We start from the raw sequence: 22131 nt of genomic DNA on the forward strand, positions 1-22131 counted from the left end.
TGTCCCTTCTGGCCCTTCCTAAAAATAAAGGCCGGTTCCATGTGGAACCGGCCTTTGTCATTGGTAGTGCGAATACCTACAGAATCTGCTCAAGGAACTTCTGCAGACGGGGATGCTCAGGGTTGTTGAAGAAGTGGTCTGGCGTACCCACTTCCAGAATCTGGCCCTGATCCATGAAGACGATGCGGTCTGCCACTTCACGTGCAAAGCCCATTTCGTGCGTAACCACCACCATGGTCATGCCTTCCTTGGCGAGGTTCACCATAACGTCCAGAACTTCGCCGATCATTTCGGGGTCAAGAGCAGAGGTGGGTTCGTCAAAGAGCATGATCTTGGGCTGCATGGCAAGGGCGCGGGCAATGGCCACGCGTTGCTTCTGGCCGCCGGAAAGCTTGGCAGGGTACACATTGGCCTTTTCCGAGATGCCCACTTTTTTCAGCAGGGCAAGGGCGGTGGCCTCAGCATCATTCTTGGTGATCTTCTTCAGGCGCATGGGGGCCATGGTCAGGTTTTCCATGACCGTCTTGTGCGGGAAGAGGTTGAACGACTGGAACACCATGCCCAGTTCCTGACGGATGGCATTGATGTCGTTGGCAGGGTCATTGACGTCCAGACCGTCCACGATGATGCTGCCCTTGTCGATTGTTTCCAGTTTGTTGATGGAGCGCAGCATGGTGGACTTGCCGGACCCGGAGGGGCCGATAACCACGACCTTTTCACCGCGCTGAATGTCCAGGTTTACGTCGTTGAGCGCCGTAAGCTGGCCGAAGAACTTGTAGACGTTCTTGATCTGGATGATGGGGGAGTTACTGTTCGTCATAGTAATTCAACTTTGCTTCCATGATGCTGACGGCTTTGGACAGCAGCAGGGTGATACACAGGTAGATAAGGGCGACCATGAGGTAGGCTTCGAAGTATTCGAAGGTTACCGAGGCATACTCGCGACCGCGACGGAACAGCTCGGAAACCGCAAGAACGGAGATGAGCGAAGAGTCTTTGAGCAGTGCGATGAATTCGTTGCCGACGGGGGGCAGGATGGTGCGCCATGCCTGTGGCAGTACCACCAGCATCATGGTCTGGCGCGAGTTGAAGCCAAGCGAACGGGCGGCTTCGGTCTGGCCTTTGTCGATGGCGTCGATGCCGGCGCGGAATACTTCGCCCATATAGGCGCCGTAACACACGCTCATGGCGATAACGGCAGAGGCAAGGTCGGAAAGTTGAATGAATTTGCCCAGCGCGTAGTAGAGGAAGAAGAGCTGAACCAGCAGCGGGATGCCGCGGATGATTTCCACGTAGGTGGAGGCGATAAGATTGATGACCTTGTTCTTGGAGAGACGCCCAAGCCCTGTAATGAGGCCGATGGGGATGGTTACGAGGATGGAGGTGATGGTAACCTGAAAGGTGACGAGGATGCCGTCAGGCAGGAATTTGAGAATCTCGTAGTACGGCTGCGGCTGCGATATGCAGAGATAGAGGATTGAGCCGATGGCGATGCATAGGGAGATCATCCAGGCGGAAACAAGGGTCTTGTCCTTGCTGGACGGGATGAGCATCCCGTCGGTGACCGCTATGCGAATTTCTTTCTTTTCTACAGTCATTGAGTGCTCGAATATGCTGGTGTTCCATCAAAAGCAAGGGACTGGCACAGCAGTACCAGTCCCGATAATAGCTTATATTACGGCTGGTTATTTGCCAACCCACTTTTCGCGGAGGGCCTTCTCAATGCCCTTTTCCTGAATGGCCTTGATGCCCTTGTTCAGTAGGTCAACCAGTTCCTTGTTGCCCTTCTTGACCACGAAACCATAGTACTCTTTCTGGTCGGATTCAACAATGAAGGCAACCTTCAGTTTGCCGGCGTACTTCTCGTTGTTCAGAACGTAGTCGTAAGCGGTTACGTCGTCACAGATGGCTGCGTCGATGCGGCCGGTGTACAGCGCTTCAACAGCGTGACCCACTTCGTCGAATTCCTTGGGGGTTACGCCGCCGTCCTTCTTGGCAACAAAGACGCCGGTGGTGCCGATCTGGCCGCCGATGGTCTTGCCCTTCAGGTCGGCAAGAGACTTGGCTTCGCTGGCAACGGGCAGCATAACTGCCTGCTTCACTTCGAAGTAGGGTTCGGAGAAGTCGTACTTGGCCTTGCGCTCTTCGGTGATGGAAACGGAAGAGGAGATCATGTCGTACTTGTCGTTGGCAAGACCGGCGAAGATGCCGTCCCATGCAACGTTCTTGTGTTCTATAGTCAGACCAAGTTCCTTGGCGATGGCGTCGGTGTAATCAACGGAGTAACCAACGATCTGCTTGTCTTTGTTAACGAATTCCATGGGGGGCCAGGTGGCGTCATGGGCGATGACAATGGTCTTTCCGGCAAGAGCCACATTGGCAGTCATGAGAACGGCCAGCAACGTAAGCAGGGTTTTCTTCAGCATCCTCGTATCTCCTGAACTACTTGAAATTTGTAAAAAAGCCTTCCGTTTTGTTGTACGTGATTTGACAGAATGTCAATGCGAATTAGCGATTTCAGCAGAAAAAAGGCTTAAAAGTTACAAAAATGTACCAACTGGTAGTTGTAACAGGAACTACTCTGCTACAGTTGACGCATTAACTGAAGATGAAGGTTACCAGCACGGGGACGGCAACAGTCAGGAACATGCCGCTGAAAACGGCAATGATCCCGTACCGTTCTCCTGCAAACCGTACGATGATGGGCAGAGTGGTATCCATGGCTGTGGCACCGCCGCCAGCAACCGGCCCGAGCTTGCCGAAAACACGCAGCAGCAGCGGCGCGGTGAGCAGGGTGGTCAGCTCGCGAATGATGTTGCACAGAAGTGCCACGGAGCCCAGTACGGGGTTGACCATCTTGGTGATGATAATGCTTGAGAGCGAATAGTAACCAAAGCCTGCGCCTACGCCGAGCACGTGTTGCAGCGGCATGTCGCCGAGCAGCAGGCATGCGACAGCCGCACCCGCAAATGTGCCGATGATGATGAACAGAGGCACGAGCAGTACCTTCAAGTGCATCTCCCGCAGAATGCCCCAGCAGCGTGTATCAAAGCCGATGGACATGCCTACAAGGCAGAGCAGGGTATAAAGGGAATAGGTTGCGAGGGCGTCGTTGGTGGCCCATTCGGGTAGGATGTCCATCCGTCCCATGAGGCAGCCGACAATGAAAAAGCCGAGAATGATGAGGCTACCTTTCATCGAGACGCCCTCTCAGGATGTAGCGTTCCAGCGCCCAGGTTGCCGCTGCGCTGCCTATGAGACAGCAAAGGCTAATGACAAGTGCCCGCACGCCTATGGTGCCCAGTTGGGAAACAAGGTCGTCGTTGGAGCCGAGGGAGACGCCCAGCAGGAAGAGCAGGCCGTAAATGGCCCACATGGTGAGCTTGTCCACGGCGTGAACCGCCTTCTGGCGGTTCCTGAGCAGGTAGCCGGCGGGAATGCCCGCCAGAATGCAGCCGACTTCAATGAACACGAATGACTCCAGATGTGATGCTGTACGGTTGTAATGAAATGATATGATTCGGTTCTGAGGGGGTATACCGAGGGCTGGGGGAGTGTCAATTCCGGCTGGAGGTGATTATTTTGGCAAAATATATGTCAAATGTGATGTCGGTCACACCTTCATGGCGTATGCTGTTTTAAGGTAGAACGTAAGCAACTCGAACAGCAGCAGGCGCGAAGCGCCAAGGAGATATGACATGCAACGTACAAGTCTTGTTGATGTGCGCGACTACCGGCAGAACGGATTCCATAAGTATCTGGTTCATGAATCGGAGAACTTCAAGATTCTGAATTTCAACTTTCTGGCTGGCCAATCCCTGCCCATACACAGCCATGATCTGGATGGCGAATTGTCCATTCTGGTGCTGGCAGGACGCGGTGAGTTTCTGGCTGCCGATGGAGCCACCCTGCCCGCAGAAACCGGCGATGTGCTGATTTCCGAGATCCGGGAGCCTCACGGTGTTCGCGCCATCACCGATATGAGCGTGCTGGTTACCATTGCGCCCCCCATTTAGAGGCGCGCTTCGGCCAGGAATTGAACAGAAAAAGGAAAGGGCACCTTGCGGTGCCCTTTTTCATTACTTTTCAATGTGTGCCCTGCGCGATTGCACGTAGGCGTTCCGGATGGCGATGTAAGGTTCTACCGCCGCTTTCTTCAGTTCCTCATACTGGGCGATCTGCTTGTCGAACGAGTTGAACTTGTCATAACTCTTCAGGCCCAGAGAAGAATGCCAGGGTGTGACATAGCTTACCGGGTTGAGGAATGAGTCTCCGGCAAACCCGACAGTGTCACGCAGCGAAGAAGGGCCGAGGAAGGGCCAGACAAGGTAGAAGCCTTCGCCGAATCCCCAGACGCCGAAAGTCTGGCCGAGGTCTTCAGGGTCATCGCTGATTTCGATGAGAGGCTTATTGTCTGCCGCCGGATTCATCAGGCCGCCAAAACCTGCCGTAGTGTTGACCACGAAGCGTGCACTCTCGACGCTGGCTTCGGCAAATTTGCCCTGCAGCAAACAGCTTACAAAACGGATGGGATAGAGCAGGTTGTGGAAGAAGTTGTTCACACCGGCTCTCAATTCCCAGGGGGTAACGGCAGAGTAACCCTTGTGCAGCGGCTTGATGACGTCAAGGTACATGAAGTCGTTGAAGCCGAACCAGAAACGGTTCCAGCCTTCAAAGGGATCATTCACGCCATCGGTGACATGGGGCGCATACTCCGCATCGTCATCAAACGTGTCCAGCCCGGTCTGGTGGGCATGGGGAGTCCCCGGTATTGAATCCATCGAGGAGGCTACACAGGCACCGGCAGGATATTCGGGCGCGGAATAGGCAAGAGCAGCCCTACGGTCGGCCAGAGCAGGAAGCGCCGTCATAAGAACGAGGCTTGTTATGAGCAGGAGCTTGGTGATGAATTTCATGAGGAGCCCCCCGTTGCTATTCGGATTTTTGGTTCAGCTTGCGTACTTCAGCGGCTCGGCTCTGTACGATTGTAATAAGAGCTTCGGCATCGGTATTGTTGTCGCTCATCAGTTCGTGAAACTGGGTGCGGTAATTCTTTACCAGGCTGACGCCTTCGATGATGACATCGTAAATCACCCAGTGGTCCTTCTGAAGCATGCGGTAATCAACAGGAACGCTTTTACCTTCATAATCCAGATGGGTCTGAACTTCAACCTTGTCGCCCTTGGTGCTTGCGCGTTCACCAAGGTAGACGACACCGTTGCCGGAGTAACCCTTGATGCGTTCAATGTAGGTGGCGCGAAGCAGGTCGGCAAAGGCTTTGGAAAACCGCTTCTGCTGATCGGGATTGAAGGAACGCCATTTTTTACCCACAGTGCGGGCGGAAAACTCGTCGTAATCGAAAATATGCCCGATGATATCCTCTATGGTGTCAAGCAGTTCCTCTCTGTTGGCACCATCCGAGTATCGGGGATTGTTCAGCGTGGCAAAGACGCTGTCAAGCGATTGCTTGAGTGTTGCCTTTGCATCGAGTTCTGATGACGCCAGAGCGTCGGTTGAAGCCGCGAGCAGCACTGTGCAAAGGGCAAAGACCCCCAGCGCCGTGCGTAGCACACGTAAAAAAGGACACATTACTTAATTCCCCCAAAAACGTACTTGCTGATAAGTTCTTCAATGTCCACGGCGGATTCGGTATCCGTGATTTCGTCACCCTGCCCCAGGGTGCTTACGGAGCCGCCGGGCGCCAGTTTGATGTATTTGTCACCTATAAGACCGCTGGTCTTTACGGACGCAATGACATCGTCCGTAAGTTCCACATCCTTGCGGATAGCCAGTGACACTAGGGCAAGGCTTTCTTCCTTGTCCAGCTTTATGGCCGATACCTTGCCGACGGGTACGCCGGCAATCTCAACATCCGCTCCGACACGCAGACCGGTAATCGAGGTAAAACGAGCAGTTACCGTGTAGGTGTCGGCACCCATCACTTCCATCTTGCCGAGCTTGATGGTCAGATAACCGACGCAGAGCAGGCAGATGAGAACAAACACACCGACTGATGTTTCCTTTGTATACTTTTTCATACACGGTTCCGATAAGCTGAAGTTGACGTTGTCGTTATTTGTTCAACCATGCCTGCAACGCGGCACGGGCTTCTTCTCCGAGCTTGAGGTCGGGAGTCTTCATGTCGCCTGCGGAACGATCAAGGAACTGGCGCAGATACGGGTCTTTCGTGTCGCGCAGCGTATCAAGATCGCCGGAGTATGCTGCGCCGCCTCCATGCAGCACCAGAGCGTAGTCTGCAATGGTATAGAGGCTGGCCAGATCGTGGCTGACAACGATGATGGTCATCTCCGGAAAATGCTTCTTCATGTCCAGAAGCAGCTTGTCCATCTGAGCCGAGTTGATGGGATCAAGCCCCGAGGTCGGCTCATCGCATAACAGAATGGGCGGGTCCGTGACAATGGCCCGCGCAAGTCCGGCACGTTTGCGCATGCCGCCGGAGAGCTGGTTGGGGTAGTAATCCGCAAATTTGGCGAGACCTACCAGTTCCAGCTTGTGGTGCACAATTTTTTGTATGGTTGCCTTGTCAAGACGGGTGTGCTCCGTCAGCGGCAGGGCAATATTCTCGCCAAGAGAGAGCGAACCGAGCAAAGCTCCGTCCTGAAACAGCACTCCCATGCGGCGGCGGACCTTGCGGAACTGTTTTGATGACAGCTCGAACAGGTCATGGGGGCCGAGAAAAATCTTGCCTGCCATGGGGCGCTTGAGGCCAAGTATGTGGCGCAGCAGCGTGGATTTGCCGTCTCCGGAGCCACCCAGGATAACGGAAATCTTGCCAGCTGGAAGTGTCGCCGAGATATTGTCAAGCACAACCGTGTCGTCATATCCCAGTCGGAGGTTATCCAGTCGTATGTCCCAGGCAGTTTCGTGCAACATGTGGTGACAGTGGCGCTGCTAGAGCAGGAAAGAGGTTACGACATAGTCAGTGATCAGGATGAGGACACAGGACATGACCACGGCGGAGGTGGTGGAGTTGGAAACGCCCTCAGGCCCCACCCCGTCTTTGCGCATGTGCGTGTAGTAACCCTGAAAACAGCTGACGGTTGCCACGATTATGCCGAAAAGCAGTGCCTTGGTGAAGCCTTCGTTGATATCGGACATATCTACGCTGGATTCGATCCGGTAGAAGTAGACCCCGGAGTTGATGCCCAGCATGGTAACGCCCGTGAGGTAGCCGCCGATGATGCCGATGACATCAAACAGTGCCGTCAGCAGAGGGAAGCAGATGATGGAGGCGGCAATGCGCGGGCTGACCAGATAACTGATGGGGTTGATGTCCATGACTTCCAGCGCGTCGATCTGGTCGGAAATGCGCATGACGCCGATTTCAGCTGCCATGGATGAGCCTGCGCGCCCCGTGATCATTATGGCCGTAAGAACTGGGCCCAGTTCACGGATGAGCGACAGGGCTACGGCCGCACCCAGCAGGCCTTCGGAGCCGAACTTGACCAGTGTGTAATATCCCTGCAGGCCAAGCACCATGCCTGTAAAAATACCGATGAGCGAAATGACGAGCAACGATTTTGAACCGATGAAGTACATCTGGTTCACAATCTTGCGCAGTTGTTTGGGAGAGGAAAAGATGTGCAGGAAGCCGTTGATAAAGAAAATGAACATGGCTCCCATTTCTCCGACGACCGAAAGCGTGCGGATGCCGAGAGCCGCCAATGGAGGTGGAGATGGTGTGGAGGTGTTCATAATATTGTCTGCCAGGAAATGCGTAGGTTATTAAACGCTGACCTTGATATTGCGTATACTTTGTAGAGTATAGCATAAAAATGTCAACGAAATGTTGTGGCGTTTACCTGTTTTTACATACCATTCCAAGAACCGTCTATAGCGGTGTTTTTTCCTTGAGCAGAGGCTTAGTAACGCCCAGATTCTGCAACGTGTCTTTCATTGTGCTCGTTTCTTCAGGCGTTCCGCGGAAGAGAACCAGCACTCTGTGCCATGTGGCCCCATTTGTCGTGACGCTTTCAATCCGGGACTGAAGCCCTGAGGATTCGATACGGCTTTTCAGGTGTTCCGCGGCATCGCGGTCCTTGGAAGCAGCCGCCTGATATACGTATGCAAATGTGGTGTTACCCGGCTTTGCTTCAGGTTTGGGAAGCGTAACCTGAGTTCCGGCCTTGGCTGGCGTTGCAGTCGGCTTGGCCTGTGCGGCAGAGGCAACGGGTTTTGCCGGGGCTGGCTTTGAGGGGCGCGCCGCCGGAGCAGGGTCCTTTTTCAACTGATCGTAGAAAGCGAGATCTTCCGGCTTTATAACCTGCTGTGAAGGCTTGGCTTCTTCAGACGTTGCAATCGCCGGTGCGGAAGAGGCGGCAGCCTCCGGTCGCGGGGCGGGCATGATCTGTTTCAGTTTCGGCAGGGCTTCTTCCGGCTGGTAGCCGCGTCCCACGATGAGGCCGAAGACAAAAACCCATACGAAACACAGAAGGCTCACAACCGCCAGCCCTGAACAAGCCGCAGGACTGGCGGTTATGATTATTTTTCGTTTGCCGGATTCTCCGGCTTCCTTTTCTTTGGAGAAGCTGATGCCCATTTCTTCGGATTGATCCTACATGGATTCGGGGGCGCTTACGCCAAGCAGAGCAAGGCCGTTGCGGATGACGCAGGCAACGCTCTTGAGCAGCACGAGGCGGGCGGCGACGATGGCGTCGTCACCGGCGTTCAGTACGGGATTGTTCGCATAGAATCGGTGCAGCGCGCTGGCCACATCCTGCAGATAGAAGCTGACATGGTGGGGGGCGAGCTGGCGGGCAGCGGCTTCGACCACGTCCTCAAACTGATCAAGCAGGCGCAGCATATCCAGTTCATCCGCACTGCCGAGAGCTGCGAGGATTTCGGGGGTTGCCTTTTCGGGTACGGTCATGCCGCGTTCTTCCGCCTTGCGGATGACCGAGGCGATACGGGCATGGGCGTACTGCACGTAGTAAACAGGGTTGTCCATGGACTGCTGCTTGACCAGATCAAGGTCAAAGTCCAGATGGCTGTCGCTCTTGCGGGAGAGGAACATGAAGCGGGCGGCATCGCGGCCTACTTCCCTGACCACTTCTTCCAGCGTGTCAAAGGTGCCTGCACGGGTGGACATGGCCACCTGCTCGCCGCCGCGCAGCAGGTTCACAAGCTGCACGAGAATGACATCAAAGCTTTCCTTGGGCTTACCCAGCGCTTCTACGGCGGCGCGCATGCGCGGCACGTAGCCATGGTGGTCTGCGCCCCAGATGTCGACGCACAGGTCAAAGCCGCGGTCGTACTTGTTGTCGTGGTAGGCAATGTCGGAGGCGAAGTAGGTGAGCAGGCCGTCAGACTTCTTCAGTACGCGGTCCTTGTCATCGCCGAAATCGGTGGTGCGGAACCACAGTGCGCCGTCCTGTTCAAAGGCAAGGCCGGCATCGCGCAGGCGGTCGAAAGTCTTGTCCACGGCACCTTCGGCCAGCAGGGACTTTTCGGAGAACCATACCTGATGTTCGACGTTGAACTCGGCAAGGTCTTTCTTGATGCCGTCAAGAATGTCGTTCAGGGCGTAGTCGCGGCAGATGTCCAGCGCTTCCTGCTCGGGCAGTTCCATGAGGTTGGGGTGCAGCTTCAGCACGGTGGCGGCAATGTCCTTGATGTAGTCGCCGCGGTAGAAATCTTCAGGGTCCGGCAGGTCCTGCCCGGAAAGCTGCTTGGCGCGGAACAGTACGGAAAAGCCGAGGATATACATCTGACGACCGGCGTCGTTGATGTAGTATTCGGTTTCCACGTCGTAGCCTGCGAAACGCAGCACGCGGGTAAGGCTGTCGCCAACGGCGGCACCGCGGCCGTGACCAATGTGCAGGGGGCCGGTGGGGTTGGCGGAAACGTATTCCACCTGTGCACGCTTGCCGTTGCCGAAGGAGACGCTGCCGTAGCGGTCGCCAGCCTTTTCGATGATGGTGACGGTTTCGCGCCAGAAGTCATCGGTAAAGGTGATGTTGAGGAAGCCGGGACCGGCGATGTCGATATTGGCAATGAACGGGTCATTCTGCTGCAGGGCACCAGCGATGCGGGCCGCAAGGTCACGCGGGCTCATGTGAGCCTGCTTGGCGAGGACCATGGCTATGTTGGCAGCCATGTCGCCATGCTGCTTGTCCTTGGGGGGCTCGATGGTGGCCTTTTCGGGCCAGGTCAGGTCCATGCCTTCCACGATGGTCTGGAGGGTGGTGAGCAGATGATTCTTTGCGCGCATTGTTTCGATTCTCTGAATATATGAAAGTTGTTGTTGGTGATATGCAAAGCGGGGTACGGACTGTCTCCATACCCCGGATCGAACTTGTTTTTATATCACGTAATGCAACATATGAAAAGAGGTCATTGGCGAGGTCCGTTTTCGGGCCCCGCCAATGATTCTGGTACAGTCAATGGTATGGTGTTTAGCCGTTCAGATAGGCCTGAGCCGCTTCGAGGTTGCCCACGGAAACGGAAGACCACTCGGAAGCGTCGGCAACGGGCTTGAGAATCTGGCCCAGCATCTTGCCAAGCACGCCCTTGGGGCCGACTTCGGCAAAGGTGCGGATGCCTGCGCCATACTGGTTGCGGATGGTGTCGATCCACATGACCGAAGAGGTCATCTGGCGCGGCATGATTTCCTTGAGAGAGGCGGCATCGGCAACGGGAGAACCGTTCACGTTGCAGTAGACGGGGAACTTGGGCTTGTTCCAGCTCAGCTTGGCCATGTGGGCGGCCAGCTCCTTGGCGGCCTCATCCATGAGCGGGCTGTGGAAGGCGCCGGAAACGGCCAGCGGCACGGCGCGGCCCTTGCGGGTCTTGACGCGTTCGGCGGCATCGGCAATGGCGGCCTTGGTGCCGGAAAGCACGAACTGGCCGGGGGTGTTGTAGTTGGCCACGCGGATCATTTCGCCCACTGCCTCGGCGGATTCCTTCACCACGGCTTCGACGTCTGCAAGCTCAAGCTTGAGCACGGCGGCCATGGTGCCGATGCCGGAAGGATCGGCTTCAGACATCAGCCTGCCGCGCAGGGAAACCGTTTCCAGAACGGCGTCCACGCTCAGGGCTTCCGCAGCGGCAAGGGCGCTGAATTCGCCAAGGCTGTGACCTGCGGCGCAGGCGGGAGCAGCCTTGCCTGCAACGTGCGACCACAGGGCGATGTTCACCACGGTCAGTGCGGGCTGAAGGTTGCGGGTGTTGGCCATTTCGGCTTCGTCACCGTCCCAGTAAATGCCGCGCAGGTCGATGCCGCTGATGGATTCGGCCTTCTTCCAGATGTTCATGATGCCGGCATCGGCTTCGGCGAGATCCTTGCCCATGCCGGGTTCCTGCGAACCCTGGCCGGGGAACAGTATGGCTAATGCTTCATTCAGGGGCATGTATCTTCTCCTGGGATGAGTGTTTGTTCAACGAGTCTTGCGTGCAGTGGTAATAGAGTATCTGTAAACAGCTTGCAAGTGCCGCTCTGGTTCAGTATGCATCGGCGTTGCGGCGCCTGGTTCCGATTCCGGAGAGGGCTTGCATGCATGAAAAGAATGTCAATCATTGCCGGTCTGGTGGCCGGATACAAGGATACGTTGTGAAGCGCAAAAGTGCAGGGGCTGGGCGTAATGCGGCAGGAAAGGGTGAAGCCCTTTCTGTTTCGGCTGTGGAGAGGATTGTGCGGGAATGCGGTTTTGCGCCCGAAACCGGACAGGTTGAGCAACTGGCGGAATACCTTTCGCTGGTGCTGAAGTGGAATAAGGTGATGAACCTTATCGGCCCCTATTCATGGGAAGAGGCCCTGCGTACTCTCATTATGGATAGCCTGCATCTTGCGCGTTTTCTGGAGAGCCTTTCCCTGCCTGAATCTCCATCCTGCTGGGATTTCGGCGCAGGTGCGGGGCTGCCCGGCATTCCCCTGCGCGTGGTCTGGGGCAAGGGAACCTACCATCTTGTGGAAGTGCGTGAGAAACGCGCCCTGTTCATGCAGCAGACCGTAGCCCGCCTGAAACTGCCGAATACCCATGTGTTCCGTGGCCGTGCGGAGGACTTCATGGCCGAACAGGAACCTGCGGACATTCTGCTCAGCCGGGCCTTCATGCCGTGGGAAAAACTGCTCGATTTTGCCGGAAGCAACGTGGCCCCCACCGGGCGGGTGATCATTCTGGCTATTGAAGACGTGCCTGCCACGCTGCCGGAGGGCTGGCGTCTGGAAGCCCGCCACGAATATGCCGTGGGCGCGGATACCCGTTACTTCTGGGCGTTGGCGCCGATCATCGCTTCCAGCTGATTCTTGAAGATCATCTTGGTCGCGGTCTCGTCTGCAAGCTCGGCGATATCCATGAGGGTTTCGAGGAATTCGAGCATCTCGTAGCGGCGTTCTTCAGGGGAGTATTCAAAATCCTCGATCATGTTGCCGGAGGACATGTATTCTCCGAGTTCCTGCAGGTACTTCAGATTGAGCGCTGCCATGACGGCTCCTTCGCGGTTGAGTTTTGGATATGGACGGGCGCGGGGCGGTTGTCTGTAGAACCATGATCGCCTGCCGGAAGGTGTCCGGATTGCGCGGCCTCGTCGGGCAACTCCTTATCCGAAAAAAACACGGCCGTGAAGCATTTTACAAAATGTGGAGCGGCCGATATATCTCTTGGAATCGTGATGGATTGCATCCGGAACGGTTGCTGCGGGGCTGTAATGCCTCTGTTCAAGCCGCCGTCCGGTGCATGCCCTTAACCGTCAGTCCGCAGGAATACCCATGAAAGCCGAATCGTCAGCGTGCGATTGGAAACGGATTCTCCTTTACGCGCTCATCGCGTACGCCCTTTCGCTTGGCGTCCGGCTGCTGCAGCCTTCCCCCTTGCCGGACGGCATCACCATGGTGGACGGTGAATACCTGCTCGGCACCCACGATGCCTACAACTGGCTTATCCGCGCCATTGATCCGCAAACCTTCGGACCGCACCCCATGTCTGATGTGACACGAATGGTTGTCGAGATGACGAGGCTTTCCTATGAACGTGTGGCGTTCTGGGCTCCGCCGGTCATGGCTAGTCTGGTGGCCGTGGCTGTGGTCTGCTGGGCAGCCGTTCTGGGCTGCGCCGAGATGGGCATGGTGGCCGGTGTGTTCACGGCGTTGTGCCCCGGCTTTTTGTATCGGACCACGCTTGGTTTTTACGATACCGACCTCGTCATGCTGCTCATGCCGCTGGTGCTGACGCTTGCACCGGCAGCTTTGCTGCACGGCAGGATTCTCGCGCCGCTGGAAGCATGGCGGGCTCGAAAGGGCGGAGAGCAAGGCGGAACGGCTGAAGATGCCTTTGCGGTTCCGCCGCTGCTTATGGGGCTTCTGCTGCTATCCGGCATTGTTGGCTGGCAGATGCAGGCATGGCATGTCTTTTTTCAGTACCTTTCCAAGATTTTTCCCCTGATCGCTCTTGTACTGGTGCTGCTGCTTGGGCAGCGGGGCAGGCGGGTTCCCCTGCTGACAGGGCTTGCTCTCTACGCCTTGCCCATGGGAGGCGGTTGGCTCGGAACCCTGTTCGGCATTCTGCTGCTGGGCCTGCATGTCTTTCCGGACAGGTTCAAGGTGCGCCCTCTGGAACATCGCTACACGCCCTTCATTCTGGCAGCGGGCATCGTGCTGGTGGGGCTGGACGCCTCCTTTTTCCACTCCGTGCTGCTTCGCATCAATCTCTATCTCAAGCCTGTCGCCAGTGACGGTCAGGCCGCCCGTTACGGTCTCAAGGTAGCTTTTCCTGCCGTTGTGCAGAGCGTCATAGAAGCGCAGAACATGGCCCTGCGGGACTTGTTCGGCTACCTCTATCCCGTGTCCGGCATCGTGGTTTTGGGGCTGCTCGGATTCCTTGCTGCCGTCTGGCTGGCTCCGGCAGCAGCCTTGTTGTTCCCTCTGCTGGTGCTCGGCCTGCTGAGCGTCAAGCTGGGGGGACGCATGATCATGTTTGCGGCTCCGGCCGTGGGGCTGGGAATAGCCTTGCCCCTGCATTATCTGCTGCTGCGTTTCAGAAATGGGCGGTTGGGCGGTTCGTTGGTACGGGCAGGCATAGCCTGCGTAGTTTCCGTGTTGCTGGCTGTTCCCATATGGCTTCAGCTCGCCGGAGTGCCCTATGTGCCCTTCATTTCCGCGCCGCATGTGCAGGTGCTCAAGGCGGTGGAGGCCGAAACGCCCGCAGATGCGGCCATCTGGACATGGTGGGACTGGGGCTATGCCACGCAGTTCTTCACCCGCAAGTGGACCTACTCCGACGGGGCCCGTCATAACTCGGACAGGCTGTATCCCACGGCGGCCATATATACGACCGATTCGCCGCGTTTTGCCAACCAGCTTATCAAGTACATCATGAACAACGGGGACAACCTGTACTACGCCTGGAAGGGAAAGGATGCACAGGAGGTGAACACCATCCTTGCAGACCTTGAGTCCAGAGACCTCAAATTGACGCTGCCCAGAAAGCAGTATCTTGTGGTGTCCATGGACTCCCTGAAGCTCGGGGCGTGGATAACCCGTTTCGGCACGTGGGATTTTGCCTCAAAGCGCATGATGGGGTATAATATCCGTAGGCTGGGCCAGATATCCGCTGATCTGGATCAGGGCTATATTCTGGAGGCCGCTTCAGGAGATTCAACCCCGCTGGCGCTGGAAAGCGCTGACATCATCGGGGGAACCGGAACGGAGCACCGTAACTACGCGCAGTTCCCTGGAATACATCTTGTGCTTGATCTTGTTTCCGGCACGCAGTTCATAATGGATTCCCACATGTACAATTCCATGATGGTGCAGTTGCTGCTGAGAAAGCCCGATGATCCTTTCATTGCGCCGTACTTCAGGCTGGTGCATGGCAACGGGCACACCCGAATCTTCGAGGTGTTGTAGGAACCGATTCGCTGCCCGGGAGAACGTTATGAAGAGACGCTTTCCTGTATCTGCCGGAGAGGCGTTTGCCGCAGTGCTATGCTTTCTGCTGGTGGCGCTTGGCGTGCGGTATCGTATGGACAGTCCCGCCGGAGGGCACGACCAGTCTCTGAAGGTGCAGTTGCTGACGGTTGCCCGTGCCGTGGAGTTTTTCAGGGCGGATTGCGGCAGGCTGCCTGCCGAGTCTGAGGGGCTTGCCGTTCTGCTGCCTTCCGACTGGAAGGGAGACGCCGAAGCTGGCTGGCAGGCAGGAATTCAGGGAGACCGTCCTGAATGCGCCCGCGAGGAGGGGTATCTGCCTCTCTCTCTGGCGGCCGAGGAGGGGGGAGAACGCTTCATCCTCGCAGATCCCTGGGGGCATCCGCTTGTATTGCGCTATCCGGAGGAAGGAGGCCCCTTTGCCGTGGTCAGCCTCGGGGCAGACGGGCTGCCCGGTGGGGGCGGCCGGAATCAGGATATTTCCAGCCTTGATATGCAGCCCTGAACCCTATTCGTGGTGATAGGGACTGCCCTTCAAAATGGCATCGGCCCGATAGAGTTGCTCCAGCAACAGCACGCGCGCCATTTCGTGTGTGAAGGTCATGGGGGAAAGGCTGATCTTGTGGCGGCAGGCCGCCAGTACTGCTGGAGAGAGGCCGAACGCTCCGCCGATGATGAAGCAGGGAGTGCGGTTGCCGTCCAGCGTGATGTCTTCCAGAAAGCGGGCGAACTTGACCGAGGTGTAGGTCTTGCCGTGTTCGTCCATGCAGATGGGAATATCCGTGGGGGCAAGGGCCGCGAGAATTCGTTCGCCTTCCTCGGCATTGCGCTCCGCAACAGGCAGCTTGGCGTTGCCGTCCTTGACGATGCACTCCTGTACCTTTATCGAGTGACCGAGCCGTTTGCGGAAGTGTTCTGCCGCATCTGCCCAGAAGGGTTCCTTGATTTTTCCGACAACGATCAGCTTGATATGTTTCATGGCTTCGGGTGGCGTGGTAAGAAGGTGCTTCATGGAGGAGTGTCCGTCGCCCGATGCGCGGAACCTGCTTTGCTGCACGGAATTGTACCGTGAGGGCGGCGCTGGCTCAATACCCGATGCGGGATGCGGGGGCAACCCCGGATCCGGTTCACATTTTTTCAGGATATAAACAGAAGAAGGGAAGCGCGGATGCCAACAGCAACAGGTTTGCCGGAACGGCTGGACATGGAAGCGGCGGTGAGACAGCTGAAGAACGGGGAAGTTGTGTGCTATCCCACGGAAACCTTTTTCGCCGTGGGCTGCAGCGCGTTCGATGTTTATGCCATTGAGCGGGTCTTTCAGGCCAAGAAGCGCTCAGGCTCCATGCCCCTGCCGGTGATTGTCGGCAGCCGGGAACAACTGTCCATGATCACGGATGTGCAGTCGGATATCGTGAGGGCGTTGGCCGATGCCTTCTGGCCGGGCTCCCTTTCCATTCTCGTAACGGCCTCTGCGGCTGTGCCTGCCATTTTGACGGGCGAAACCGGCAGGGTGGCCGTGCGGCTTTCTCCTCACCCCGTGGCCCGTGAACTGTGTCTGTCGGCTGGCGTGCCGCTTGTTTCCACCAGTGCCAACATCAGCGGGCGGCCTGCAACCACCGAGGCGGACAGGCTTGATGACGAATTGGTTGCCGCCACCGGGGGCGTACTGGACCTGCCCCCTGCACCGGGGGGAGGCAAGGCCTCCACTCTTGTGGAGATTGCGGGGCCGGACGCTGTGCGCATCGTACGGCAAGGGCCGGTGACCGAAGACGATCTGCAGGCTGCGGGTTTCATGGTGCACAGCTAGGCACGGAGTGCCGGGTATACAGCCGGGCTGAGCGGATGTTTAAGATTTTTGTCCCTCAGTTTGCCGATGTACAAATTGTTGTACCTTGTCAGGCTGTTGGTTGTTAGGCTTGGCTGCTGGTGATATTCATTGAAAACAGTATGTTACCTTGTTTTTTTCGGATGATTGTGTCCGTTGGCATGACATGTGCTTTAAAATAAGTACCTTCTTTCTTTTGCAAAAGGACGGCCTTGCGGGATGGCACCCGAAAGGCCGTCTTTTTTTTGTGCTCTTTCCGCTTTGGGTATGATGGGGGCTCGTAGTATGATGGCCGCGCAGGAGTATTCAAATGAACAGTGATTCCGCTTGCCCGCATTGCGGGAACCGTGTCAAAGTCTATCGTAATCCCGTTCCGACGGTAGATGTTATAGTGTATGAGCCGGAACGGGGCGTGTTGTTGATTGAACGTAACAATCCTCCCTTAGGCTGGGCCTTGCCCGGTGGCTTTGTGGATTATGGCGAAACAGTGGAGGCAGCCGCTGTTCGTGAGGCTGCTGAAGAAACAGGGCTCGCTGTTACGTTGACAGGATTGCTCGGTGTGTATTCAGACCCGTCACGTGATGCGCGGTTGCATACCATCAGTTGCGTATTCATGGCCGAGGCTGAGGATCTGTCTGCTTTGGCGGCAGGTGATGATGCAGGAGCCGCGCGCTTTTTCCCGCTGAGCGCTCTTCCGCATCTATGTTTTGACCACGGGCGGATATTGGAAGACTTCCGGGAGCGTCTTGCTGACAAGGCATGAAAAGAGCACGTTGTTGCTATAAATCATTGAGTTCTTTTTCTGGTTTGGTATCCTGTAAGGGTTGTGTCCGGTGCTGACGGTTTGCCTGATTTTTGGGGGTAGTCCGCAACCGACGGGCGAATGCGGAAGGTGTTTGAACCAGAGAATGGAGAGGTGTGGATACAGATGAGACCTCAGGTGGTGTTCATCACGTCGGAGATTTATCCCTTTTCCAAGACGGGCGGTTTGGGTGACGTTCTCGGCGCTTTGCCGTTGACGCTGCACAGAATGGGGATACGTACTGCTGTTGTCACACCTTTTTACGGCAGATTGGGATCGGCGGAATTCGGTGTGCATCTGGCTTGGTCCGATTGCCATGTGGGGTATCCGTGGGCCCCGATAACCGCTGATATTTTTCAGGCCAATTTTCATGGGATGCCGGTTTATTTCGTGCATCGCAGCGAATTCTTCGACCGGCGTTTCTACTACAATGATCATAAGGGTGATTATTTCGACAATGCCGAGCGCTTCATTTTCTTCAACCGTGCGGTCATGGAGTTTCTGAAGCGCCTCGGGCCTGCGCCCTACATACTGCATGCGCATGACTGGCAGGCGTCGCTTGTTCCTGCCTATCTGCACTACTGGCGGCAGAGCGATCCTTTCTGGCAGGATACGCGCAGCGTCATGACCATCCATAACCTCGCCTTTCAGGGGCGGTTTTCTTCGCGCCTGTTCGAAGGGGCGGCTCTGCCTCCGCAGGCATGGTCCATGGATGGCGTAGAATTCTACGGTGACTTCAATTTCCTGAAAGGCGGCATTGCCTGTGCCGACAAGATTACCACCGTATCGCCGACCTATTCCCGTGAGATTCTGAGTGAGGAGTTCGGCTGCGGTCTGCAAGGCGTGTTGCGGGCGCGGCAACATAAACTGCACGGCATTCTGAACGGGGCGGATTACTCCATCTGGAACCCCGGGAACAACAAGTTTATTCCCTGCAACTACGGAGTGAACGCCCTGAAGGGCAAGCGTACGTGCAAGATGAACCTCATCAACGAACTGCATCTTGATCCTTCGTTGAAGGACAAGCCGATTCTTGGCTTCATAGGCCGCCTGCGCCGTCAGAAGGGCGTGGACCTGCTCATAGATATCCTCCCGCAATTGCTGAAGCAGGATGTGGGGGTTGTGGTGCTGGGCGAGGGGAACCTTGAAAAGGAAGCCCGTCTGCAGAACATGATGGAAGATTTCCCCGGACGTCTCGCCACCATAGTCAGTTACACGGAAGACCTCGCGCACCGTATTCAGGCTGGTTGCGATATCTTCCTCATGCCTTCCACCTATGAGCCCTGCGGTCTGACGCAGATGTACGCCCTGCGTTTCGGTACGCCGCCTGTCGCTACGGCGGTGGGCGGACTGCGTGATACCATTGTTCCATGGCCCGACAAGGAAGCCACCGGCTTCATCTTTGAGCAGCCTACAGCTCAGGCTTTTTTGGAGGCGGTGATGGAGGCCGTGACCGTGTGGCGTACCATGCCGGATGCGTGGCAGGCCATGGTGCGTCGGGCCATGCATCAGGAATTCACATGGGAGCGTTCTGCTGCCGAATACATTGATCTCTACCGTGAACTGGGAATGCAATAGTTTCCGAGGAACATCCCGAATGCAAACGCTACCTACTTTTCTTGAGCCTTTCGACCTGTATCTCTTTGGCAAGGGAGAGCACTGGGATCTTTATCGTATTCTGGGTGCACATCCTGTCGTGCAGGATGATTCCGCCGGTTACAGGTTTGCCGTCTGGGCACCCAATGCGCAGGAGGTGCATCTGGCCGGAACCTTTAATGACTGGCGCTATGGCGAAATGCCCCTGTATCCTGTGGGATCCTCCGGCATATGGGCGGCGTTTGTGCCGGATCTGTCCAAAGGTGAGCTCTATAAGTTCGGTATCCGCGGTGAAGATGACCGCGTTGTCTACAAGACCGACCCCGTTGCCCTGTATGCGGAAATGCGCCCCGGCATCGCTTCTGTCACCTGGGATCTCGACAATCACCAGTGGCAGGATGGCGACTGGATGCAGAACCGCAAGGACATGGGCGCGCCCCTGCACGGCCCCGTTTCCATTTACGAGGTGCATCTCGGCTCATGGATGCGTCATCACAACGGCTACGGAGAGCACAGCCCGTTCCTGAATTATGACGAGATTGCCGACCGGCTCATTCCGTACGTACAGGAAATGGGGTTTACCCACATAGAGCTGCTGCCCATTGCCGAGCATCCGCTCGATCAGTCGTGGGGTTACCAGACCAGTCATTACTATGCGCCCACATCGCGCTTCGGCACGCCGGAGATGTTCAAGAATTTCGTTGATCGGTTCCATCAGGCAGGCATCGGGGTGATTCTGGATTGGGTTCCGGCCCACTTCCCGAAGGATGAATGGTGCCTTGGCCGTTTTGATGGCAGCGCCCTTTATGAGCATCTGGACTCACGTCTTGGCGAGCACCCGGACTGGGGGACGTATATCTTCAATTACGGCAGGCACGAGGTCCGCAACTTCCTCTTCGCCAATGCCCTGTACTGGCTGCGGGAGTTCCATATTGACGGTCTGCGCATAGATGCCGTGGCCTCCATGCTCTATCTCGATTACTCCCGTGAAGACGGGGAATGGCTGCCCAACATGTACGGCGGCAAGGAGAACCTTGAAGCCATCGATTTCCTTGGAGAGCTGAATCGCGTGGTGCATGCCGAGTTCCCCGGCGCCTGCATGATCGCTGAAGAATCCACCGCATGGCCCGGTGTTTCCAGACCGCTGTACGCGGGTGGGCTCGGTTTCACCTTCAAGTGGAACATGGGCTGGATGCACGACATGCTGGAGTATATGCGCAAGGACCCCGTCTATAGGCCGCACCATCATAATAATCTGACGTTCTCCATGCTCTATGCCTTTTCCGAGAACTTTGTCCTGCCCCTTTCCCATGACGAGGTGGTGCACGGCAAAGGGGCGCTGTTGTCCAAGATGCCGGGCGACATGTGGCAGCAGCAGGCCAACCTGCGTCTGCTCTACAGCTACATGTGGGCGCATCCGGGCAAGAAGCTGCTCTTCATGGGGGGCGAGTTCGGGCAGTGGAACGAGTGGAGCGAGGAGCGCGAGCTGGACTGGTGCCTGCGTCAGTTCCCCGCTCATGAAGGTATCCGCAATCTGGTGAAGGACCTTAACGGCCTGCTGATGCGCGAACCGGCCATGCATCAGGCTGATCATGACTGGAGCGGCTTCCGCTGGGTTGATATCACCGATTACGCTGCCTCGGTCATCAGCTTTCAGCGTATGGCGCATAACGCCCGACCGCTGCTTTGGATATTCAACTTCACGCCCGTTGTTCGTCAGCACTACCGTATCGCCTGTCCGGGCAGCGGGTTGTGGCAGGAGCAACTCAATTCGGACAGCGAACACTACGGCGGCTCCAACGTGGGGAACGATGGAATCGTGGTGGCGGAGAAGGACCACTTCTGCGGGGGTCATTATCTGGAATTGACTCTGCCGCCTCTTGCGGCCCTGTGCTTCACCCCCGTTTCGTCAGGCAACGTTTGATTCTTCATAGCGTGTGATGCAAGCCGGAGGAAGACTGTGTGAATCTGTTCGTTTTCACAGTCTTCCTCTTGATCATTGGGTGGTTGCTCAGTAGAAACGGCTTTCGCATTATCCGTTTACAACAAGGCAAGAGAGAATATGGAACCGAAAATTATCGTGCATGGCGGCGCATGGACCATTCCCGCAGACCGTCAGCAGGCGCATATCGATGGCTGTTATGAGGCTGTGGAACGTGCATGGTCCATGCTGCAGCGTGGCGCCACGGCGCTGGATGCCGTGCAGACGGCCGTAAACGTGTTGGAGATTGATCCCACCTTCGACGCGGGGCGCGGTTCCGTTCTCAACAGCGACGGGCAGATCGAGATGGATGCCTCCATCATGGACGGCAGGGACCTGAATTTTGGCGCAGTTGCTGCCGTGCGGCGGTACATGACGCCCGTGGACATTGCCCGCAAGCTCATGGATACCGAGTTCTGCTTTCTTGTGGCTGAAGGGGCTGAGCGTTTTGCCCGTGAACAGGGGCTCAAGGAATGCGATCCACGCGCTCTGGTGACGGAGCGTGAACTCAAGCTGTTTGAAACCATCTGCAACCAGCAGGGCTACTGCACGCATAATGCTTTCAAGCCTGTGCCGCAGGGCACGGTGGGTGCCGTTGCCATTGATGCCTACGGCAACATGGCCGCAGCCACGTCCACCGGTGGTACTCCGGGCAAGCGGCCTGGTCGCGTCGGCGATGCGCCCATATGCGGTGCCGGAGTATACTGCGATAATCAGCTTGGCGGCGCTTCAGCCACCGGCTTCGGCGAAGGTATCATCCGTACCCTCATGTGCCGCACGGCCTGCGAGTATCTGGCGGAAAACGAAGCCATGGACGCCGCCCGCAAGGGCATTGAGATGCTGCATACACGAGTGCAGGGACATGCCGGAATCATCATGCTCAACAACAAGGGCGAGTATGGAGTGTTCCACAACACCGACCATATGGCCCATGCCTTTGTTCTGCCGGACGGCACCATTCATGCCTCGGTACACAAGGACAAGTAGGCTTCAGGCGGGACTGAAATATAAAAGGCGGGACACGCAGTGTCCCGCCTTTCTTTTTT

Annotated in this window: 24 protein-coding genes; 9 read left to right on the forward strand and 15 right to left on the reverse strand. The window is 56.6% G+C overall.

Features of this window, described 5'->3' with window-relative positions; genetic code table 11:
- Window positions 1–76 precede the first annotated feature (76 nt).
- The 5 genes from N1030_RS02125 to N1030_RS02145 form a co-directional block, all read right to left on the reverse strand.
- Window positions 77–820: an amino acid ABC transporter ATP-binding protein gene (locus N1030_RS02125; RefSeq protein WP_276038107.1), complete on the reverse strand. Its 744-nt coding sequence runs from the start codon at window positions 818–820 to the stop codon at window positions 77–79.
- Complete coding sequence (locus N1030_RS02130; RefSeq protein ID WP_265827371.1) at window positions 807–1598, reverse strand: amino acid ABC transporter permease; 792 nt, start codon at window positions 1596–1598, stop codon at window positions 807–809. The genes N1030_RS02125 and N1030_RS02130 overlap by 14 nt, the downstream gene beginning before the upstream one ends.
- A gap of 87 nt (window positions 1599–1685) precedes the next feature.
- Window positions 1686–2426 carry a basic amino acid ABC transporter substrate-binding protein gene (locus N1030_RS02135; protein ID WP_265827372.1) on the reverse strand — a complete coding sequence of 247 codons (741 nt, stop codon included), beginning with the start codon at window positions 2424–2426 and terminating at the stop codon, window positions 1686–1688.
- Between the two features lie 172 nt (window positions 2427–2598).
- Window positions 2599–3198 carry a LysO family transporter gene (locus tag N1030_RS02140; RefSeq protein ID WP_265827373.1) on the reverse strand — a complete coding sequence of 200 codons (600 nt, stop codon included), beginning with the start codon at window positions 3196–3198 and terminating at the stop codon, window positions 2599–2601.
- Entirely contained in the window at window positions 3188–3472 is a 285-nt protein-coding gene (locus N1030_RS02145) for a LysO family transporter (RefSeq protein WP_265827374.1), read from the reverse strand. Before N1030_RS02145 ends, N1030_RS02140 begins: the two co-directional genes overlap by 11 nt.
- A gap of 226 nt (window positions 3473–3698) precedes the next feature.
- Here N1030_RS02145 and N1030_RS02150 point away from each other — a divergent pair, with 226 nt between their 5' ends.
- Entirely contained in the window at window positions 3699–4016 is a 318-nt protein-coding gene (locus N1030_RS02150; protein WP_265827375.1) for a cupin domain-containing protein, read from the forward strand.
- Between the two features lie 63 nt (window positions 4017–4079).
- Here N1030_RS02150 and N1030_RS02155 read toward each other — a convergent pair whose 3' ends face one another.
- From N1030_RS02155 to N1030_RS02190, 8 genes are all read right to left on the reverse strand, one after another.
- Window positions 4080–4916: an MlaA family lipoprotein gene (locus tag N1030_RS02155; protein ID WP_265827377.1), complete on the reverse strand. Its 837-nt coding sequence runs from the start codon at window positions 4914–4916 to the stop codon at window positions 4080–4082.
- Window positions 4917–4932: 16 nt separating this feature from the next.
- Window positions 4933–5589, reverse strand: a complete 657-nt coding sequence (locus tag N1030_RS02160; protein ID WP_265827379.1) for an MlaC/ttg2D family ABC transporter substrate-binding protein — start codon at window positions 5587–5589, stop codon at window positions 4933–4935.
- The gene (gene mlaD, locus N1030_RS02165) at window positions 5589–6038 is read right to left on the reverse strand and encodes an outer membrane lipid asymmetry maintenance protein MlaD (RefSeq protein WP_265827381.1); all 450 of its coding nucleotides are present in this window, start codon (window positions 6036–6038) and stop codon (window positions 5589–5591) included. Before mlaD ends, N1030_RS02160 begins: the two co-directional genes overlap by 1 nt.
- 34 nt (window positions 6039–6072) lie before the next feature.
- Entirely contained in the window at window positions 6073–6894 is an 822-nt protein-coding gene (locus N1030_RS02170) for an ABC transporter ATP-binding protein (protein WP_265827383.1), read from the reverse strand.
- A gap of 18 nt (window positions 6895–6912) precedes the next feature.
- Window positions 6913–7716 (reverse strand): MlaE family ABC transporter permease, encoded by an 804-nt coding sequence (locus N1030_RS02175; RefSeq protein WP_265827385.1) that lies wholly within the window; start codon window positions 7714–7716, stop codon window positions 6913–6915.
- A gap of 136 nt (window positions 7717–7852) precedes the next feature.
- On the reverse strand, window positions 7853–8560 hold the full coding sequence (locus N1030_RS02180) for an SPOR domain-containing protein (protein ID WP_265827386.1): 708 nt from the start codon (window positions 8558–8560) through the stop codon (window positions 7853–7855).
- Between the two features lie 15 nt (window positions 8561–8575).
- Entirely contained in the window at window positions 8576–10231 is a 1656-nt protein-coding gene (gene argS / locus N1030_RS02185) for an arginine--tRNA ligase (protein WP_265827387.1), read from the reverse strand.
- 184 nt (window positions 10232–10415) lie between these two features.
- Entirely contained in the window at window positions 10416–11369 is a 954-nt protein-coding gene (locus tag N1030_RS02190) for an ACP S-malonyltransferase (protein WP_265827388.1), read from the reverse strand.
- A 200-nt stretch (window positions 11370–11569) separates the two neighbouring features.
- On the opposite strand from N1030_RS02190, the gene rsmG reads away from it, so the two are divergent.
- On the forward strand, window positions 11570–12262 hold the full coding sequence (gene rsmG, locus N1030_RS02195) for a 16S rRNA (guanine(527)-N(7))-methyltransferase RsmG (RefSeq protein ID WP_265827389.1): 693 nt from the start codon (window positions 11570–11572) through the stop codon (window positions 12260–12262).
- Here the strand turns inward: rsmG and N1030_RS02200 are convergent.
- Complete coding sequence (locus tag N1030_RS02200; RefSeq protein ID WP_265827390.1) at window positions 12223–12444, reverse strand: hypothetical protein; 222 nt, start codon at window positions 12442–12444, stop codon at window positions 12223–12225. The genes rsmG and N1030_RS02200 overlap by 40 nt on opposite strands.
- Before the next feature lie 283 nt (window positions 12445–12727).
- Here N1030_RS02200 and N1030_RS02205 point away from each other — a divergent pair, with 283 nt between their 5' ends.
- Together N1030_RS02205 and N1030_RS02210 are read left to right on the forward strand one after the other, a co-directional pair.
- Complete coding sequence (locus N1030_RS02205) at window positions 12728–14863, forward strand: STT3 domain-containing protein (RefSeq protein WP_265827392.1); 2136 nt, start codon at window positions 12728–12730, stop codon at window positions 14861–14863.
- 28 nt (window positions 14864–14891) lie between these two features.
- A complete protein-coding gene (locus N1030_RS02210) occupies window positions 14892–15386 on the forward strand; it encodes a type II secretion system protein GspG (RefSeq protein ID WP_265827394.1) in 495 nt (164 codons plus the stop codon).
- 3 nt (window positions 15387–15389) lie between these two features.
- Here N1030_RS02210 and N1030_RS02215 read toward each other — a convergent pair whose 3' ends face one another.
- Window positions 15390–15860, reverse strand: a complete 471-nt coding sequence (locus N1030_RS02215) for a 23S rRNA (pseudouridine(1915)-N(3))-methyltransferase RlmH (RefSeq protein ID WP_265829122.1) — start codon at window positions 15858–15860, stop codon at window positions 15390–15392.
- Between the two features lie 189 nt (window positions 15861–16049).
- On the opposite strand from N1030_RS02215, the gene N1030_RS02220 reads away from it, so the two are divergent.
- The 5 genes from N1030_RS02220 to N1030_RS02240 all read left to right on the forward strand — a co-directional run bounded on the left by N1030_RS02220 (window position 16050) and on the right by N1030_RS02240 (window position 22072).
- Window positions 16050–16688: an L-threonylcarbamoyladenylate synthase gene (locus N1030_RS02220; protein ID WP_265827395.1), complete on the forward strand. Its 639-nt coding sequence runs from the start codon at window positions 16050–16052 to the stop codon at window positions 16686–16688.
- A gap of 328 nt (window positions 16689–17016) precedes the next feature.
- On the forward strand, window positions 17017–17469 hold the full coding sequence (locus N1030_RS02225) for an NUDIX hydrolase (RefSeq protein ID WP_265827396.1): 453 nt from the start codon (window positions 17017–17019) through the stop codon (window positions 17467–17469).
- 165 nt (window positions 17470–17634) lie between these two features.
- Window positions 17635–19086, forward strand: coding sequence for a glycogen synthase GlgA (gene glgA, locus N1030_RS02230; protein WP_265827397.1), 1452 nt, complete (start codon window positions 17635–17637; stop codon window positions 19084–19086).
- 19 nt (window positions 19087–19105) lie between these two features.
- A complete protein-coding gene (gene glgB / locus N1030_RS02235; protein WP_265827398.1) occupies window positions 19106–21028 on the forward strand; it encodes a 1,4-alpha-glucan branching protein GlgB in 1923 nt (640 codons plus the stop codon).
- A 138-nt stretch (window positions 21029–21166) separates the two neighbouring features.
- Window positions 21167–22072 (forward strand): isoaspartyl peptidase/L-asparaginase family protein, encoded by a 906-nt coding sequence (locus tag N1030_RS02240; protein ID WP_265827399.1) that lies wholly within the window; start codon window positions 21167–21169, stop codon window positions 22070–22072.
- Window positions 22073–22131 lie beyond the last annotated feature (59 nt).

This window comes from Desulfovibrio mangrovi (genome assembly GCF_026230175.1).
Taxonomy (GTDB): Bacteria; Desulfobacterota; Desulfovibrionia; order Desulfovibrionales; family Desulfovibrionaceae; genus Halodesulfovibrio; species Halodesulfovibrio mangrovi.